18 protein-coding genes are annotated in these 17,872 nt (G+C 61.1%); all 18 read left to right on the top strand.

Annotated features, from left to right (window positions below; all coding sequences use genetic code 11):
• The first annotated feature begins 70 nt into the window (after positions 1-70).
• The 18 genes from tssA (at position 71) to icmH (ending at position 17,870) form a co-directional block, all read left to right on the top strand.
• A complete protein-coding gene (gene tssA / locus ACTJKS_RS03960) occupies positions 71-1,633 on the top strand; it encodes a type VI secretion system protein TssA (RefSeq protein WP_108184226.1) in 1,563 nt (520 codons plus the stop codon).
• A 32-nt stretch (positions 1,634-1,665) separates the two neighbouring features.
• A complete protein-coding gene (gene tssB / locus ACTJKS_RS03955; protein WP_003229587.1) occupies positions 1,666-2,169 on the top strand; it encodes a type VI secretion system contractile sheath small subunit in 504 nt (167 codons plus the stop codon).
• A 25-nt stretch (positions 2,170-2,194) separates the two neighbouring features.
• The gene (gene tssC, locus ACTJKS_RS03950) at positions 2,195-3,670 is read left to right on the top strand and encodes a type VI secretion system contractile sheath large subunit (protein WP_003229584.1); all 1,476 of its coding nucleotides are present in this window, start codon (positions 2,195-2,197) and stop codon (positions 3,668-3,670) included.
• A gap of 9 nt (positions 3,671-3,679) precedes the next feature.
• Entirely contained in the window at positions 3,680-4,087 is a 408-nt protein-coding gene (gene tssE, locus ACTJKS_RS03945; RefSeq protein WP_041071603.1) for a type VI secretion system baseplate subunit TssE, read from the top strand.
• Positions 4,088-4,098: 11 nt separating this feature from the next.
• Positions 4,099-4,623 (top strand): PAAR domain-containing protein, encoded by a 525-nt coding sequence (locus ACTJKS_RS03940; protein ID WP_108184225.1) that lies wholly within the window; start codon positions 4,099-4,101, stop codon positions 4,621-4,623.
• 1 nt (position 4,624) lies between these two features.
• Positions 4,625-5,302: a DUF6695 family protein gene (locus tag ACTJKS_RS03935; RefSeq protein ID WP_097089465.1), complete on the top strand. Its 678-nt coding sequence runs from the start codon at positions 4,625-4,627 to the stop codon at positions 5,300-5,302.
• Positions 5,299-5,664 carry a hypothetical protein gene (locus ACTJKS_RS03930; RefSeq protein ID WP_108184224.1) on the top strand — a complete coding sequence of 122 codons (366 nt, stop codon included), beginning with the start codon at positions 5,299-5,301 and terminating at the stop codon, positions 5,662-5,664. Before ACTJKS_RS03935 ends, ACTJKS_RS03930 begins: the two co-directional genes overlap by 4 nt.
• A gap of 11 nt (positions 5,665-5,675) precedes the next feature.
• Complete coding sequence (locus ACTJKS_RS03925; protein WP_198758431.1) at positions 5,676-5,837, top strand: hypothetical protein; 162 nt, start codon at positions 5,676-5,678, stop codon at positions 5,835-5,837.
• 208 nt (positions 5,838-6,045) lie between these two features.
• Entirely contained in the window at positions 6,046-6,477 is a 432-nt protein-coding gene (locus tag ACTJKS_RS03920; RefSeq protein WP_198758429.1) for a hypothetical protein, read from the top strand.
• Positions 6,478-6,504: 27 nt separating this feature from the next.
• A complete protein-coding gene (tssF, locus tag ACTJKS_RS03915; protein WP_007962320.1) occupies positions 6,505-8,292 on the top strand; it encodes a type VI secretion system baseplate subunit TssF in 1,788 nt (595 codons plus the stop codon).
• Positions 8,256-9,263, top strand: coding sequence for a type VI secretion system baseplate subunit TssG (gene tssG, locus ACTJKS_RS03910; protein WP_003229570.1), 1,008 nt, complete (start codon positions 8,256-8,258; stop codon positions 9,261-9,263). The genes tssF and tssG overlap by 37 nt, the downstream gene beginning before the upstream one ends.
• 11 nt (positions 9,264-9,274) lie before the next feature.
• The gene (gene tssH, locus ACTJKS_RS03905; protein ID WP_108184222.1) at positions 9,275-11,932 is read left to right on the top strand and encodes a type VI secretion system ATPase TssH; all 2,658 of its coding nucleotides are present in this window, start codon (positions 9,275-9,277) and stop codon (positions 11,930-11,932) included.
• A gap of 10 nt (positions 11,933-11,942) precedes the next feature.
• Entirely contained in the window at positions 11,943-13,463 is a 1,521-nt protein-coding gene (locus ACTJKS_RS03900) for a sigma-54 interaction domain-containing protein (protein ID WP_108184221.1), read from the top strand.
• A gap of 333 nt (positions 13,464-13,796) precedes the next feature.
• Positions 13,797-13,937, top strand: a complete 141-nt coding sequence (locus ACTJKS_RS03895; RefSeq protein WP_003229566.1) for a hypothetical protein — start codon at positions 13,797-13,799, stop codon at positions 13,935-13,937.
• An 18-nt stretch (positions 13,938-13,955) separates the two neighbouring features.
• Positions 13,956-15,149 carry a type VI secretion system-associated FHA domain protein TagH gene (gene tagH, locus ACTJKS_RS03890; RefSeq protein ID WP_041071586.1) on the top strand — a complete coding sequence of 398 codons (1,194 nt, stop codon included), beginning with the start codon at positions 13,956-13,958 and terminating at the stop codon, positions 15,147-15,149.
• A gap of 5 nt (positions 15,150-15,154) precedes the next feature.
• Positions 15,155-15,655 (top strand): type VI secretion system lipoprotein TssJ, encoded by a 501-nt coding sequence (gene tssJ / locus ACTJKS_RS03885; RefSeq protein ID WP_007962325.1) that lies wholly within the window; start codon positions 15,155-15,157, stop codon positions 15,653-15,655.
• A 2-nt stretch (positions 15,656-15,657) separates the two neighbouring features.
• Positions 15,658-16,989, top strand: coding sequence for a type VI secretion system baseplate subunit TssK (tssK, locus tag ACTJKS_RS03880; RefSeq protein ID WP_007962327.1), 1,332 nt, complete (start codon positions 15,658-15,660; stop codon positions 16,987-16,989).
• A gap of 5 nt (positions 16,990-16,994) precedes the next feature.
• Positions 16,995-17,870: a type IVB secretion system protein IcmH/DotU gene (gene icmH, locus ACTJKS_RS03875; RefSeq protein ID WP_047297298.1), complete on the top strand. Its 876-nt coding sequence runs from the start codon at positions 16,995-16,997 to the stop codon at positions 17,868-17,870.
• The last annotated feature ends 2 nt before the right edge of the window (positions 17,871-17,872 follow it).

The following is a 17,872-nucleotide window of genomic DNA, read 5'->3' as shown; positions in this document are numbered from 1 at the left end:
TCTTCGATACTGTCCCGCGCCGCGGTAACTCCAATAGGCGCCTGACTGTAATCCTGAATAAAGGCCATGGATGTCCTACTCAAGCAAACTTTCCGCCCATTACCTCGAACTCGCAAAAGTCTCTGTTTCCAAAGAGAATTTCGCGGGCGAAGACGTTCGTTTTTCGAGCGAATTCGAGGCGCTGGAAAGCGAGCTGGCCAAAGCCTCGTCGATGCACGAAAGCGGGCAGATCGACTGGCTGAAAATCCGCGAAAACAGCGAAAACCTGCTGCGCACCCAATCCAAGGATTTGCGTGTCGGCGCCTGGCTGACCTGGTCGCTGTACCAGCGCGAATCCTTCCCCGGGCTGCTGGCCGGCCTCGGTCTGCTGCACCATCTGTCGGAAAACCACTGGGCCGACGTTCACCCGCTCAAGCCGCGTACCCGTGCCGCCGCCATCGGCTGGCTGGTGCCGCGCCTGGAGCAGGTGCTCACCGAAAACATTGCGATCAAGGAACAGCTGCCGATGTTCCGGCAGTTGTCCGAGCATCTGGCCGGCCTCGATGCCGCGTGCACTGAACATTTGGGCGACGACGCGCCGCTGCTGTTGCCGCTCTCGCGCCGCCTGAAAACCATGATCCAGCGTGCCGCCGACAATCAGCCGGCCCCCGGTGTGGTGGGTGCGGCGGTGGCGCAGGTCAAGCAGGCCGCGAGCCAGCTGCTGACCCCCGGCGCACCGATCGACAACGAAAAAGACGCCTACAAGGCTCTGCGCGCCCAGCAGGAAAGCGCGCGTCCGTTGTGTGCCTGGTGGCTCAAGCAGAAGGCCACCGACCTGCGTGCCTTGCGTCTGAACCGCACCTTACTGTGGCTGCCGATCGACGCGGTGCCCGAGCGCAACGCCGAGCAGATCACCGTGTTGCGCGGTCTGCCGGTGGACAAACTCAAGCAGTATCAGGATCGCTTCGATCAAGGCAAATACGCCGACCTGCTGGTGGAACTGGAGGCGAGCCTGGCGAAGGCGCCGTTCTGGTTCGATGGCCAGAGGATGGTCTGGGAATGTCTCCAGAACCTCAACGCCGAGATGGCAATGCGCGAAGTGGAAATCCACTTCGCGCTTTTGGTTCAGCGCCTGCCCGGGATCATCGAATGTCGTTTCCATGACGGCGCGCCGTTTGCCGATCCGTCCACCCGGGCGTGGATCGCCGGCAATGTCATGCCGCACCTGCAAAGCGCCAGCGCGCCGCGCAAGGTCGAAACCGATGACATCGAAACCCAGCCCGCCTGGGAAAAGGCCCTGCAGGACGTGCTGCCGCTGCTGCGCAAAGAAGGCCTCAAGCCTGCCGTGCAAATCCTCAAACAGGGGCTGCAGTCGGCCCACGGTGGCCGCGAGCGGTTCTTCTGGCAGTTCGCCCTCGCGCGGCTGTGCTTCATGGCCAAGAAATACGAACTGGCCAAGAACCAGCTCGAAACCCTCGATCAGACATTACAGGACTCAGGCCTGCACGCCTGGGAGCCCGATCTTGCATTGGAAGTGCTGCACCTGCTGCACAGTTGCTGCGAGTTGTTGCCGCAGAACCATGCAGTGCGTGAACGCAAGGAAGAGATTTATCGCAGGCTGTGCCACCTCGATCTCGAAGTGGTACTCGAATAGGCCCCAGGGCCACAACCGCAAGGAGAAAAGCCATGGCCAAAGAAGGCTCGGTAGCCCCCAAGGAACGCATCAACGTCACCTTCAAACCCGCCACCGGCGGTGCTCAGGAAGAGATTGAACTGCCGCTGAAGCTGCTGGCAATCGGTGACTACACCCACCGCAAGGACGATCGCAAAATCGAAGATCGCAAGCCGATCAGCATCGACAAGATGACCTTCGACGAAGTGTTGGCCAAGCAAGAGCTGGGTCTGACGCTGAGCGTGCCGAACCGTCTGCAGGAAGATGGCGAGGCCGACGAGCTGGCTGTGCAACTGCGCGTCAATTCGATGAAGGACTTCAACCCGGCCAGCCTGGTCGAGCAAGTGCCTGAGCTGAAAAAACTGATGGAACTGCGCGATGCGCTGGTGGCCCTCAAAGGCCCGCTGGGTAACGCACCTGCGTTCCGTAAAGCGATCGAAGGCGTGCTCGCCGACGACGAATCCCGCGGTCGCGTACTCGGTGAGCTGGGCCTGAACGCCGCAGCCCCGGACGCCTGAGACTCCAGCCAAGGAAGCCAACACAATGAGCACTAGCGCAGCACAAGAGAAGAGCGCCGAAAGCGGCGAATACAGCATTCTCGACAGCATCATCGCCGAAACCCGTCTGACCCCGGACGACGAAGCCTACGACATCGCCAAGCGTGGCGTGTCGGCGTTCATCGAAGAACTGCTCAAGCCGCAGAACAACGGTGAGCCGGTCAAGAAGGCCATGGTTGACCGCATGATCGCCGAGATCGATGCCAAGCTCAGCCGTCAGATGGACGAAATCCTGCACCACCCGGACTTCCAGGCACTGGAATCGTCGTGGCGTGGCCTGCAGTTGCTGGTCGACCGCACCAACTTCCGCGAAAACATCAAGATCGAAATCCTCAACGTCTCCAAAGAAGACCTGCTGGACGATTTCGAAGATTCGCCGGAAGTCATGCAGTCGGGCCTGTACAAGCACATCTACACCGCTGAATACGGCCAGTTCGGTGGTCAGCCAGTCGGCGCGATCATCGCCAACTACTTCATGTCCCCAAGCTCGCCGGACGTGAAACTGATGCAGTACGTGGCCAGCGTTTCGTGCATGTCCCACGCGCCGTTCATCGCCGCCGCCGGCCCGAAATTCTTCGGTCTGGAAAGCTTCACCGGCCTGCCGGATCTGAAAGATCTGAAAGACCACTTCGAAGGCCCGCAATTCGCCAAATGGCAGAGCTTCCGTACTTCGGAAGACTCCCGCTACGTTGGCCTGACCGTGCCGCGTTTCCTGCTGCGTAACCCGTACGATCCGGAAGAAAACCCGGTGAAATCGTTCGTGTACAAGGAAACCGTTGCCAACAGCCACGAGCACTACCTGTGGGGCAACACCGCGTTCGCGTTCGGCACCAAGCTGACCGACAGCTTCGCCAAATTCCGCTGGTGCCCGAACATCATCGGCCCACAGAGCGGTGGCGCGGTTGAAGACCTGCCGCTGCACCATTTCGAAAGCATGGGCGAAATCGAAACCAAGATCCCGACCGAGGTTCTGGTCTCCGACCGTCGTGAATACGAACTGGCCGAAGAAGGCTTCATCTCCCTGACCATGCGCAAAGGCTCCGACAACGCGGCGTTCTTCTCCGCCAGCTCGGTGCAGAAGCCGAAGTTCTTCGGCATCAGCGCAGAAGGCAAGGCTGCAGAGCTGAACTACAAGCTCGGCACCCAACTGCCGTACATGATGATCGTCAACCGCCTGGCTCACTACTTGAAAGTGCTGCAGCGCGAGCAACTCGGTTCGTGGAAAGAGCGTACCGACCTCGAGCTGGAACTGAACAAGTGGATCCGCCAGTACGTCGCCGACCAGGAAAACCCGAGCGCCGAAGTGCGTGGCCGTCGTCCGCTGCGCGCTGCGCAAGTGATCGTCAGCGACGTTGAAGGCGAGCCGGGCTGGTACCGCGTCAGCTTGAACGTGCGTCCGCACTTCAAGTACATGGGTGCCGATTTCACCCTGTCGCTGGTTGGCAAGCTGGACAAAGAGTAAGAGCGACTCATGGACGGATACGGCAGCCTGTTCGAGCGCCTCAACGGCGACGCGGAACTACGCAAGGGCAACAGCCTCGAGGCTTGTGCCATGGCGTCAGTGGCTGCCCATCTGGCCAAAATGCTCAGCACCCGGGCCGGCAGCGTGCAAACGCTGGCCGACTACGGGTTGCCCGATCTCAATGACATGCGTCTGAGCCTGCACGACTCCCTGAGTCAGGCCCGTCTGGCCATCGAAAACTTCATCGAAGCCTACGAGCCGCGCCTGAGCAACGTGCGTGTCATTTCCCTGCCGCGTGACCACGATCAACTGCGGCTGGCCTTCAGCATCGAAGGCCTGCTGGAAGTCGAGGGTTTCAAGCGTCAGGTCAGTTTTTCCGCGCGCCTGGATGGCAGCGGTCAAGTGAAGGTCACCTAAGGAGATTCCCGATGTCTGGCAAACCCGCAGCACGCGTATCCGACCCCACCGCTTGCCCACTTCCAGGCCACGGTACCAACCCGATCGCCGCCGGTTCCGGCGACGTGTTCTTCGACGGCCTCGCGGCCGCCCGCCAAGGCGATGCCTCGGCGTGTGGTGGTGCGTTGGTCGGCGATCTGGCGACGACGGTTTTGATCAATGGCAAACCTGCCGCCACCGTAGGTTCAGTCGGGGCCCATGGCAACAAGGTCACTGCCGGCTCCGGGACGGTAATCATCGGGAATTCGCATACGCCTGCACCGTTCGTTCCACCGATTCCGTTGAGTATTTTTGGGTTCAATGTCCGTGTTCAGCTCTTGGACGCTGCTTCCGGGGCACCACTCAAAAACGTCTCCTATGTAGCGACACTAGAGGATGGGACGCAGGTGCAGGGAGTGACAGACGAGGCGGGTTTTTCGAAGCCCTTGGGTCAAAAGGCTCAATCACAAAGCGTTCAGTTCGCTGCTAAGCCGAACTGGCTTTTGCGAGGAGAGTGAGATGGGTCAAGCGGCTCAAGTCACAACCGTAGTAACGACGCCTGCAGCTGATGTGGCGCCGGTTCAAATCTATTTGGTGGGTGACGACGACTACGTTATTCCAGTTGTTTTTCCAGACTACAAAATCCACATCGACGGCTATCAGACGACGTTTTTCGGTAAAAAAATAGAGATACCCGGTGGCAAAGCTCCCTACCTCGGACATGCGGGCGTTCTCGTAATTAACGGAAAAACGGGTCAGTCAAAATATTATGAATATGGTCGTTATCCCGGGCCTGGACCGGCAGGGCGGGTACGTGTTGGTCGAATTCCTGACGTGGTACTGAAAGGTGGCTCGATTACTGAATCGTCCCTCAAGAAAACCCTCAGACACATCGCCATCGAGCACGGTCAATCCGGAAATATCACCGGGGTTGTTTTGAGAGGACATGTCTACGACCAAGCGCTTACTTGGCTCAAAGCGAAAGAGGCGGAAAACTCGAACGCCAAACGGCAAGAATATGATCTCGGAAATCATAACTGTGTGACATTTGCGACGGATTTGGCAGAGGCGGTTGGTTTCTCGATTCCTTTTCGTACGCGGGTTGTCGTCCCAAGTGCCTACATGGCCCAATTTCAATTCAGTGAACCAGATCTGGACTACATCTTCTCAACCGACACTTTGGAGATTAGCAAGTGAAGGTATTGAAGTGGACTTTCGTTTCCATATTTGCGCTGACGCTCTTTTTGGGAATCGCAGCCTACTCATTGCTTGAGCGTTCTGACGGAAAGGTACCGACCTTGAAAAATCATCCTAATGCTCATTGGAGCGGGGCGCAGGATGGAGGAGTTTTTTTTGAAATCACTAAATCAGATCCTCCAGCCTATTACGTTGAGATTCGTTATGAGAGTGGGGACATCTGGGCTGAGGGTTGGATAAAGCACGGCCTTACAGAGGGCCGTAAGTTAACCAGCCAGGACCTACTTGGTTACGACGGTGGTGACGTTGTTTATTTACAGGATGGAACAGTTCTGGAACTGAATGCGGCAGCGGTCAAATGATGTGGCTGAATATGATCCGGATGACAGGCAACTATCAGTTGAACATCCACGATGCCGCGGGCAACAAGACCCTTGACTCCTCTCAGTTGAAACAACGCCTGGCTGCGGTCAAGAAGGTCACTGAAGGCACGCAACGGGAATGGACGATCCGTGAGGCTTCGATCTGCCCATGAAACTGCCAGGGATCATCTGCATGTTGGGCTGGACAGGGTCTTTCGCGTTGCCTGCCAGCGCTGTTCAGCGGGTCTATCGCAATGACGTGTACCTGTTGAACACCTGTGCAGTTGCGCTGGAGCTGATGCGGCAGGCATTGCCTGCGATTGCTTCGCAGGACTTGGTTTCGAAGATGAGGGGTTGCCCGTGATTGGTGTATCGAACGAGATGCCCATCCTCAGTCGCGCGCAGCTGAGTTTCTTCATGGGCGCCTTGTGGACGCCATTCTTGGCCATGCTGGCGTTCTCATCTTATGGCTTGTGGATTGGCGAATTTTCGACATTCGATTCGTCCGAGACTCACTGGGAGTATCTGTTGTGTTTCGGCTTGCCCGGGCTGCTGTTGTTTGCTCTGTGGGTATCGCGGACTGCGAAGCGCCGCAATGAGCAGCAGGCGCTGCGAATGGTCTGGCTGGCGCCGTTGAAGTTCATACCTTTCTACGCGGTGCCCTGGATGCTTTATGGCTTGTGCAGTCTGATCGCCGGGCCGTTCGACAGTGCATTCATGGCTTACGGCTGGATTCTGCTCGTGCCGTATCTCCTGATCGCCGGCTATTGCTGTGCGGGCGTGACGGTTGCGCTCTACAGGATTTTTTTTTGATGAGTTCCACTACCAGGCAGGTAACCCGTGTCCTTTAACCACTACTACCAAAGCGAACTCACCGCACTGCGCCAACTCGGTCGCCGTTTCGCCGAGCGTAGTCCGGCGTTGGCGCCGTTCCTGGGCCAGGCTGGGCGGGATCCGGATGTGGAGCGGTTGCTGGAAGGTTTTGCGTTCCTCACCGGGCGTCTGCGGCAGAAGCTCGATGACGAGCTGCCGGAGCTCAGCCACTCGCTGATGCAACTGCTGTGGCCGAACTACATGCGCCCGCTGCCGGCGTTCAGCATTCTGCAGTTCGATCCGCTGAAGCGGTCGGGGCCGGCGCTAGTGGTCGAGCGCGATACGCCGATCGAAAGCAAACCGATCGAGGACGTGCGTTGCCGCTTCCGCACCTGCTACCCGACCGAGGTGCTGCCGCTGGATCTGGCCGCGCTGAACTACTCGGTGAAGGGCGACGGTTCGCTGCTCAGCCTGCGTCTGGAAATGAGCGCTGACGGTCACCTCGGTGAGCTGGAGCTGAGCAAGCTGCGCCTGCACTTTGCCGGCGAACGCTACATCAGTCAGATGCTGTATCTGAGTCTGCTGCGCAACCTGGAAGGCATCGAGCTGATCCCGCTCGACGGCGCCGGTAAGCCAATCGATGGCGTGGCCGGCAAGCCGATGGCGTTCAAGATTCCCGGTGACCGGGTCAAGCCGGTGGGCTTTGCCGAAGAAGAAGCGTTGATCCCGTATCCGCTGAACACCTTCCGTGGCTATCGCTACCTGCAGGAATACTTCGCCTTCCAGGACAAGTTCCTGTTCGTCGACGTCAACGGTCTGGACATCCTCAAGGCGCTGCCGGAAGACACGCTCAAGCAGATGCGCGGCCTGGAGCTGCGTTTCGATATCCGCAAGAGCGGGATCATGCGCATGCGGCCGACCCTGGATAACGTGAAGCTGTTCTGCACGCCGATTGCCAACCTGTTCGCCCACGACGCCCTGCCGATCCGCCTCGATGGCAAACAGGACGAATACCTGCTGCTGCCGGCGGAATACGATCTGGAAAACTGCGGCGTGTTCTCGGTGGAAACCGTCACCGGCTGGAAGCCCGGCGGCCTCGGTTATCAGGAGTACGTGCCGTTCGAATCGTTCGAGCACGACCCGAGTTTCGACGTGCCCAACAGCCGTCCGCATTACAGCATCCGCCAGCGTTCGTCCTTGCTGCATGACGGCCTCGACACCTACCTGAGCTTCGGCATCCGCCACACCGAAGCTCACGAAACCCTGTCGATCGAGCTGATCTGCACCAACCAGAACCTGCCGCGCAAGCTCAAGCTCGGCGACATCTGCATGGCCTGTGAAGAGACCCCGGAGTTCCTCAGTTTCCGCAACATCACCCCGGCCACGTCGAGCTTTGCGCCGCCGCTGAACCGTGACTTCCTGTGGAAGCTGATCAGCAACATGTCGCTCAACTATCTGTCGCTGGCCGACGTCAACGCGTTGAAGGTGATTCTCGAAACCTACGACCTGCCGCGCTACTACGACCAGCACGCGGAGAAGGTCAGCAAACGCCTGCTCGGCGGCCTCAAGCACATCAAGCACCACCACGTCGACCGGCTGCACCGTGGCTTGCCGGTGCGCGGTCTGCGCACCGAACTGACCATCGACCCGGAAGGGTATATCGGCGAAGGCGACCTGTTCGTTTTCGCCTCGGTTCTCAACGAGTTTTTCGCGCTTTACGCCAGTCTCAATTCGTACCACGAGCTGCGGGTAAAAAGCACACAGGGAGAGGTGTACCAATGGACACCACGTATGGGCCTGCAGCCCCTGCTTTAAGCGGGCTGACCAAGGTAATACGCGAGTACTCGCTGTTTCAAGCCGTGCTGCTGGTGATCGACCGGCTGCGCGAGGCGCACCCGTACCTGAGCGAAGACGATCTGTACGATCAGGTGGAGTTCCAGGCCAACCCGAGCCTGGGCTTTCCGCGCAGCGACGTCGATCGCGTAGAGTTTTTCGAAGAGCACGGGCAGATGCGCGCGCGCATGCGTTTCAACCTGATCGGGCTGGTCGGCTCCGGTTCGCCGCTGCCGGCGTTCTACGGCGAACAAGCGCTGGGCGACAGCGAGGACGGCAACCCGACGCGCAATTTCCTCGACCTGTTCCACCATCGCCTGCAACGGCTGATGCTGCCGATCTGGCGCAAGTACCGCTATCGCGCCAGCTTCCAGAGTGGCGCGATCGACCCGTTCTCTTCGCAGCTGTTCGCGCTGATCGGTCTGGGCGGCGACGAGATCCGCAAGGCCAAGGAACTGAACTGGAAACGCCTGCTGCCGTACCTCGGTTTGCTCAGCTTGCGCGCGCACTCCGCGGCGCTGATCGAAGCCGTGCTGCGTTACTACTTCAAACACGAAGACCTGGTCATCGAGCAGTGCATCGAGCGCCGCGTGGAGATCCTCGACGAGCAGCGCAACCGCCTCGGTCGCGCCAACAGCCTGCTCGGTGAAGACCTGGTGCTGGGCGAGCAGGTGCGCGACCGCAGCGGTAAATTTCGCATTCACATCACCGAACTCGACTGGGAGCGATTCCACGAATTCCTGCCGATCGGTTTCGGTTACCAGCCGCTGTGCGCGCTGGTGCGGTTCACCTTGCGTGACCCGCTCGATTACGACATTCGCCTGGTGCTGCGCCCGGAAGAAATCCGCGAACTGCGCATTGGTGAGAAGAACGACTGTCGCCTGGGTTGGACCAGTTGGCTGGGCTGCGAGAAAGCAGACGGCGTGGTCACTCTGGGCAGCAAAATTCATTAAGGACGTGAGCCATGATCAACGTAGACCTGCAACAACTCATCCAGGCGCTGGACGCCGAAACCCGTCGTGATCTGGAGCGTTCGGCCGAACGTTGCGTGGCTCGTGGCGGCAGCAAGATCCTCGTCGAAGACCTGCTGCTGGGTTTGCTGGAACGTCCCAACGGCTTGCTCTCTCGCGCGCTGCAGGATGCCGACGTCGACGCCGGTGAACTGAGCGCCGCACTGCAATCTCGCGTTGAACACAGCGCCTCGCGCAACCCGGTGTTCGCCCCGGAACTGGTGCAGTGGCTGCAAGACGCGCTGCTGGTGGCGAACCTTGAACTGGGCCAGACCTCGGTGGAAGATGCCGCACTGATCCTCGCGCTGCTGCGCAACCCGATGCGCTACGCCGGCAGCCGTTACCAGCCGCTGCTCGCCAAGTTGAACATTGATCGCCTGAAGGAATTTGCCCTGTCGCAACAGGAGCAACCGGCGGCCAACGGCAAGCCGGCGGCGCAGGGCGAATCGCTGCTGCAGCGCTTCACCCACAACCTGACCCAACAGGCCCGCGACGGCAAACTCGACCCGGTGCTGTGCCGCGATGGCGCGATCCGCCAGATGGTCGACATCCTCGCCCGTCGCCGCAAGAACAACCCGATCGTGGTCGGTGAGGCCGGCGTGGGTAAGACCGCCATCGTCGAAGGCCTGGCCTCGCGCATCGCTGCCGGTGAAGTGCCGCAGGTGCTCAAGGGCGTCGAGCTGCTGTCGCTGGACATGGGCCTGCTGCAGGCTGGCGCCAGCGTCAAAGGTGAATTCGAGCGTCGCCTCAAAGGCGTGATCGACGAGGTCAAAGCCTCGCCGAAACCGATCATCCTGTTCATCGACGAAGCCCACACCCTGATCGGCGCGGGCGGCAATGCCGGCGGCTCCGACGCGGCCAACCTGCTGAAACCGGCGCTGGCTCGCGGTGAACTGCGCACCATCGCTGCGACCACTTGGGCCGAGTACAAGAAATATTTCGAGAAGGATCCGGCGCTGGCCCGTCGTTTCCAACCGGTGCAGTTGCACGAACCGACCGTCAGCGAAGCAGTGACCATTCTCCGTGGTCTGGCGCAGGTCTATGAGAAGAGCCACGGCATCTACCTGCGGGATGACGCGGTGGTCTCCGCTGCCGAGCTGTCGGCCCGCTATCTGGCCGGTCGCCAGCTGCCGGACAAAGCCGTCGACGTGCTCGACACCGCCTGTGCTCGCGTGCGCATCAGCCTCGCCGCTGCTCCGGAAAGCCTCGAACGCCTGCGTGGCGAACTGGCCGAAGGTGGCCGTCAGCGTCAGGCTCTGCGTCGCGATGCCGAGGCTGGTCTGCTGATCGACCACGAAGCGCTGGATGCACTGGAAGCGCGACTGGACGAAGCCGAAAACGAAAAAGTCGCGCTCGAAACGCTGTGGACTGAACAGAAACAACTGGCCGAGCGCCTGCTGGAACTGCGTCAGCAACTGGCCAAGGCCCGCGAAGCTGCCGCTGTCGAGCCGACCGTCAGCGTTGAAGAAGACGCCGAAGGCACGGTGATCGAAACCATCGCCGCCGAGGTCGAGGAAGGCCAGAGCGTCGAAGCGCTGGAAGCCGAACTGCACCAGACCCACAGCGCCCTGACCGCTGCTCAAGTCAAAGAGCGTCTGGTCAGCTTCGAAGTCTGCCCGCGTCTGGTGGCCGAAGTGATCAGCGCCTGGACCGGTGTGCCGCTGGCGCAACTGGCCCGCGAACACAACGCCAAGGTCGCGAGTTTCGCCACCGACCTGCGCACGCGCATCCGTGGTCAGGAACAAGCCGTGCACGCGCTGGATCGGTCGATGCGCGCCACTGCCGCCGGCCTGAACAAACCTGATGCACCGGTCGGCGTGTTCCTGCTGGTCGGCCCGAGCGGCGTCGGCAAGACCGAAACCGCGCTGGCCCTGGCTGACCTGCTGTACGGCGGCGACCGTTTCATCACCACCATCAATATGTCCGAATTCCAGGAGAAGCACACCGTATCGCGTCTGATCGGTGCGCCGCCGGGCTACGTCGGTTACGGCGAGGGTGGCATGCTCACCGAAGCGGTACGCCAGAAGCCGTACTCGGTGGTGCTGCTCGATGAAGTCGAAAAGGCTGATCCGGACGTGCTCAACCTGTTCTACCAAATCTTCGACAAAGGTGTGGCCAACGACGGCGAAGGTCGCGAGATCGACTTCCGCAACACCTTGATCCTGATGACCTCGAACCTCGGTAGCGACAAGATCAGCGACCTCTGCGAAGACGGCGCCCGCCCGACCGCCGAGCTGCTCGAAGAGACGATTCGCCCGGTGCTGAGCAAGCACTTCAAACCGGCGCTGCTGGCGCGGATGAAAGTGGTGCCGTACTACCCGGTCGGCGGCCCGGTATTGCGCGAGCTGATCGAGATCAAACTCGGTCGTCTGGGCGAGCGCCTCAACCGTCGTCAGCTGGATTTCAGCTGGTGCCAGAACCTCGTCGATCACCTGTCCGAGCGCTGCACGCAAAGCGAAAGCGGCGCGCGCCTGATCGACCATTTGCTCGATCAGCACGTGCTGCCGCTGGTGGCTGACCGCTTGCTCGATGCAATGGCCAGCGGTGAGAGCCTCAAGCGTGTGCATGCCACGCTCGACGGTAACGCCAGCGTGACGTGCGAGTTCGCCTGAGGTGGGTGTGATGTTCACTCAAGTGCCGCAGCCACTGGTCTATGCCGAAGCCTTGCTGGCGCAGTTTGCCAGCCTGTCGCGCGCGGCGGACGGTGCTGCGCTGCTGGGTGACTTCGTGCGTGGTCTGGCTGAGCTGAGCGGTTGCGAACTGACCCAGCTGTACCTGCTCGACGCCACCCACACCTGCCTGGGGATGAATGCCGAATGCCTCGACGGCGCGCTGCAACCGCGCGCCGCCACCAGCCTGCCGGCGGACTACAACGGCGAGCAGCTGCTGCAGTTTGCCCTGTGCCAGAACCGCGTGGTGTGCCTTGACGACCTGAGCGGCAGCCTGCACGAGACCAGTTTTCTGCCGGCTGCGGCGACGCCGTGGCAATCGCTGCTGTGCGTGCCGCTGGTCAATCAGCACAAAGCGGTCGAAGGCTTGTTGCTGTGCGCCAGTCGTCGTCGTGTGGACCTGCAAGGCTTTGCCGACTCACTCGGCCAGCTCGGCTCGTTCGTCCTTGGTCAGTTGCACTTGCTGCAGCGTCTGCGCCAGCCGCCGGCAGAGTCGGCCACGGTGGCGCGCAGTGTGCCGAGCATCAACGGCTATGGCCTGATCGGCAAAAGCGCAGCAATGCGCCAGACCCATTCGTTGATCAGCAAAGTCCTGCACAGCCCGTACACCGTTCTGCTGCGCGGCGAGACCGGCACCGGCAAGGAAGTCGTCGCCCGGGCGATTCACGATTGCGGCCCGCGTCGCTCTCAGGCGTTTATCGTGCAGAACTGCGCGGCTGTCCCGGAAAACCTGCTGGAAAGCGAGCTGTTCGGCTATCGCAAAGGCGCCTTCACCGGCGCTGATCGTGACCGCGCGGGGCTGTTCGATGCGGCCAACGGCGGCACGTTGTTGCTCGACGAAATCGGCGATATGCCGCTGTCGCTGCAAGCGAAGATTCTGCGGGTGTTGCAGGAGGGCGAGATTCGTCCGCTGGGTTCCAACGATACGCACAAGATCGACGTGCGGATCATCGCCGCGACGCACCGTGATCTGTCGACGCTGGTCAGCGAAGGCAAATTCCGCGAGGACCTGTATTACCGCCTCGCACAGTTTCCGATCGAGCTGCCGGCGCTGCGTCAGCGCGAAGGCGACATCCTCGAACTGGCTCAGCATTTCGCCGAGAAGACCTGCGCGTATTTGCAGCGCGACCCGGTGCGCTGGTCGAGCGCGGCGCTGGAGCACCTGTCCGGCTACACCTTCCCCGGCAACGTGCGCGAACTCAAGGCACTGGTCGAACGCGCGGTGCTGTTGTGCGAGGGCGGCGAGTTGCTGGCCGAGCATTTCTCCCTGCGCATGGAGCCGATGCCCGAAGACCACAGCGGCCTGAATCTGCGCGAACGTCTGGAAAAAGTCGAACGCACGTTGTTGCTCGATTGCCTGCGCAAGAACGACGGCAACCAGACCCTCGCTGCCCGCGAACTGGGCCTGCCACGCCGCACCCTGCTGTACCGCCTCGGGCGCCTGAATATCAACCTGGGTGATTTCGATGGTTGATCTGAACCTGGCTCTTGCCGTTTGCACAACTCCTGTCTTGAAGGGCTTCTCTGTGGCGAGGGGATTTATCCCCGATCGGCTGCGCAGCAGTCGTAATCGAGCAAGCGCGGTTCTCCTGCAAGAACCGGTGATCAGGTCTTGGGGCTGCTTCGCAGCCCATCGGGGACAAGTCCCCTCGCCACAGATTGCTCACTGGCCACAGGAGGTGCGTACGCCTCGCTGGTCTGGCTCAAGGCCCCGATGCAGAGCCTTCGAGCCCACCAAAAGAATTAATTTCAGCGCCGCCCGCAAGGGTCGGCGCTTTGTGCTTTGTCTACCCCTGGAGACCCTCTGATGTCTGTTCGTCACTGGCACGCTGTCCTGCTGACCCTCGTCGTTCTATGCGGCCTTGGCGGCTGCAGCGGCAATTACAAATTCAACGACAACGACTATCGCCCGTTGGGTGATCCGCAAGCGGTCAATCGCGGCAAGTGACCGCAAGGAGCATCAAACATGGAACTGGTTTTCGAAATGCTGAACACCAAGCAGTTCGTGCCCACCGAGTTGTGCCAGAAGACCTTCAAACAGGCCGGTGGCGTGATCGGGCGGGGCGAGGACTGCGACTGGATCATTCCTGACCGCAAGCGTCACCTGTCCAATCACCACGCGATTGTCAGCTACCGCGAAGGCACGTTTTTCCTCACCGACACCAGCAGCAACGGGGTTCAGGACGGCGACAGTGGCGCACGCCTGCACAAGGGCGAACCGGTGCGCATCGAGCACGGCAGCACCTACGTGCTCGGTGACTTCGAGATTCGTGCGCGGCTGGTGCGTGATCCGGCGACCTTCGACGGTGAAGTCGGCCGGCCGCGTGCCGCCGGCAGCATCATTCCGGACGACGCCTTCCTCGACCTCGATCCGTTGAACGCGATCGAACAGCAAGAGCGCGTCTATTCGGAAATCGACGAACTGTTGGCGCCGACCGCCAAGCCTGAGGACTCCCGTCAGCGTGCCGACTACGCGCGCATCGACATGGAAAGCCTGATGGTGCCCGAGCTGGTCGCCCCGGTTGAACCCGAGCCAGCTCCGGCCCCGAAAGCCGTCGAGCGTCAGAGTGAAGGCTTCTGGGAGCATTTCGGTGCAGCACTGGGCGTGGATCTCAAAGGCCTTGATCACGACGCCCGCGAAGCCCTGGCGCTGAACGCCGCGCGTCTGTTGCGCCAGAGCATCGGCGGACTGCAGCAGAGCCTGCGCACCCGTTCGGAGCTGAAAAACGAACTGCGTCTGGCCCAGACCACCGTGCAAGGCACCAACAAGAACCCGCTGAAATTCGCGGTTGATCCGAGTGAAGCGCTGGAGATTCTGTTGCAGCCGCACAAGCCCGGGCACCTGCCGGCCGAGCAGGCGATTTCCCGCGCGTTCCGCGATCTGCAGGCGCATCAGGTGGCCTTGCTGACCGCCAGCCGCGCCGCCGTACGCGGCACCCTCGAGCACTTCTCGCCGGAGCAACTGACCCTGCGTTTCGAGCGCGACAATAAGCCGTTGATCGCCACTTCGGGCGGACGCTGGAGAGCGTTCGGCCGTTACCACCAGGCCCTGCGTCAGGACGATGACTGGAGCGAGCGTCTGCTGGCCCGCGACTTCGCCCAGGCCTACGAAGAACAGATCCGCCTGATCTCCACCCTACACACCGACCACCAAGGATGATGCGCATGTCTCGCCGCTCGACCGCTTTTTTCAAGACGCTGACTGCGCTCACCGTGCTGGTGCTGCTCGCCGGTTGCTCGTCGCTGTCGCCGTACTCGAAAGTGACCAAGATCAACCTGAAGCTGACCGGCAGTGATCAGCTCAACCCGGACCTCAACGGCCGTCCTTCGCCGATCGTGGTGCGTCTGTTCGAACTCAAGCACCCGGTGACCTTCGAGAACGCTGATTTCTTCAGCCTCTACGAGCGCGCCAAGGAATCCCTCAACCCGGATCTGGTGGCCAGCGAAGAACTCGAACTGCGCCCGGGTGAAACCGTGGAAATGAAACTCAGCGTGGAGGAGGGCAGCCGCTACGTCGGCGTTCTCGCTGCGTACCGCGATCTGCCGGAAACCAAGTGGCGCTACACCGTTCAGGTCACCCCGCTGGAGCTGACCGAAGCCGATCTGACCCTGGATCAGGCCGGGATCCGCAACACCCATGAAGCGCTCGCCAAGGCGGATGACTGAAGATGAATACCCATAAAGTCATTTGGCAGGAAGGCATGCTGCTGCGGCCGCAGCACTTCCAGCACAACGATCGCTATTACGATCACCAGATGAAAACCCGCACCCAGTTGCTGGGTGGTTACACCTGGGGTTTCCTCAATCTGGAGATCGACTTGCAGTTCCTCAACATGGGCAAACTGGTGATCAGTGCCGCGTCGGGGATCCTGCCGGACGGCAGCCTGTTCGAACTCGGCGGCAACACCGAGCCGCTGGCGCTGGACGTGCCGCCGAACACCGGCAACACGCCGATTTACCTGGCGCTGCCGTTGGTCACCGGTAACCACATCGAAGCGCGCCGCCCGGAGCAGTCCGACGTGCTCGCGCGTTACACCGCGTACGACGCCGAAGTGGCCGACTCCAACGCCGGCGACGATTCCGCCAGCCAGGTCAGCTGTGGTCGCCCGGATTTCAAACTGTTGCTCGGCGAGCAGCAGAGCGATCAGGCCTACGTGAAGCTGAAGATCTGCGACGTGCTCGATACCACGCCTGATGGCGTGATCAGCCTCGATCCGGATTTCGTGCCGACCTACATTCAGGCTCACGCATCCAGTTATCTGCTGTCGTGCCTCAAAGAAGTCATCAGCATGCTCAACCACCGGGGCGACACGATTGCCGAGCGGATCCGCTCCAACGGCAAGGTCGGCGGTGCGGAAGTCGGCGACTTCATGATGCTGCAACTGATCAACCGTACCGAACTGCTGCTGCGCCACTACCTCGGTCTGGAGCAGGTGCACCCGGAAGAGTTGTATCGCACGCTGCTGACCATGCTCGGCGATCTGGCGACCTTCTCCAGCGACAGCAAACGCCCGCGTCTGGACAGCCGCTATTCCCACGCCGATCAGGGCGCGAGCTTCCGCAAACTGATGGAAGCGATTCGTCAGGTGCTGTCGATGGTGCTCGAACAGCACGCCATCGAACTGATTCTGCAGGCGCGTCAGTACGGGATCATCGTGTCGCCGTTGCACGACCACAAACTGCTCGGCTCGGCGTCGTTCGTGCTGGCGGCGAGTGCCAACTGCGACTCCGAAGAACTGCGCCACCGCTTGCCGGCGCACCTCAAGGTCGGCCCGGTGGAGCGCATCCGCCAACTGGTCAACCTGCACCTGCCGGGGATCAAGGTCAAACCGTTGCCGGTGGCCCCGCGGCAGATCGCGTTCCACTCGAACAAAACCTACTTCATCCTCGAACTCAGTTCCGAAGACCTGGCGCAACTCGAGCGCTCCGGCGGCTTCGCGTTCCACGTGTCCGGCGAATTCGCCGAGCTTGAACTGAAATTCTGGGCCATCAGGAACTGACCGACATGATCAAGGAAACGGATTACAACCAGGACGACAAAACCGTCCTGCTCGATCGTCAGGGCCACGGACCGGCAGCCAGTCCGCTGACCGACTTCGCCGCGCCGCCGCGCTTCGAGCAACTGGAAGAACGGATGATCTACGCCGCGCGCCTGCGCCCGGCGGAAGCGTTCAACATCAGCCTGAATTCGCTGGTGGCGGCGTCGTCCGAACTGCTCTCGGAAGTGGTGCGCCTCAAGCACAGCGAAACCCGCGAAGACCTCTACGCGCTCAACGAGCGCCTGACCGCCGGGCTCAAGCTGTTTGAAGTGCGTGCGTTGCACAACGGCGCCGAAAGCAGCCAGGTGATGGCCGCGCGTTACGTGCTCTGCACCGTGGTCGACGAAGCTGTGGTGACCACGCCGTGGGGCAACGAAAGCGAGTGGTCGCAGATGAGCCTGCTCAGCAGCTTCCACAACGAGACGTTCGGTGGCGAGAAGTTTTTCCAGCTGCTCGATCGCCTGTCGAAGAATCCGGTCAAGCATCTGCCGATGCTCGAGCTGATGTACCTGTGCCTGTCCCTCGGTTTCGAGGGCAAGTACCGCGTGCAGGCCCGTGGCATGCTTGAGCTTGAAGGCATCCGCGACGCCCTGTACCGGCAGATCCGTCAGTTGCGTGGCGACGTGCCGCGCGAGTTGTCGCCGCACTGGGAAGGCCTCAACGACCAGCGCCGCAACCTGGTGCGCATCGTGCCGGCGTGGATGGTGGTGCTGTTCACGGTGGTCTGCCTGGTGGTGATGTATTCGGGCTTCGCCTGGGTCCTGGGCGAGCAGCGCGACACCGTTCTGCAACCTTATCAGCCGCTTGATCCGGCCGCGGTGCAACCGCAGTCGCAGCCGTAAAC

This window comes from Pseudomonas sp. 22189 (assembly GCF_052045635.1).
Lineage (GTDB): Bacteria > Pseudomonadota > Gammaproteobacteria > Pseudomonadales > Pseudomonadaceae > Aquipseudomonas > Aquipseudomonas parakoreensis.
This window is presented reverse-complemented; position numbering and strand designations above follow the sequence as displayed.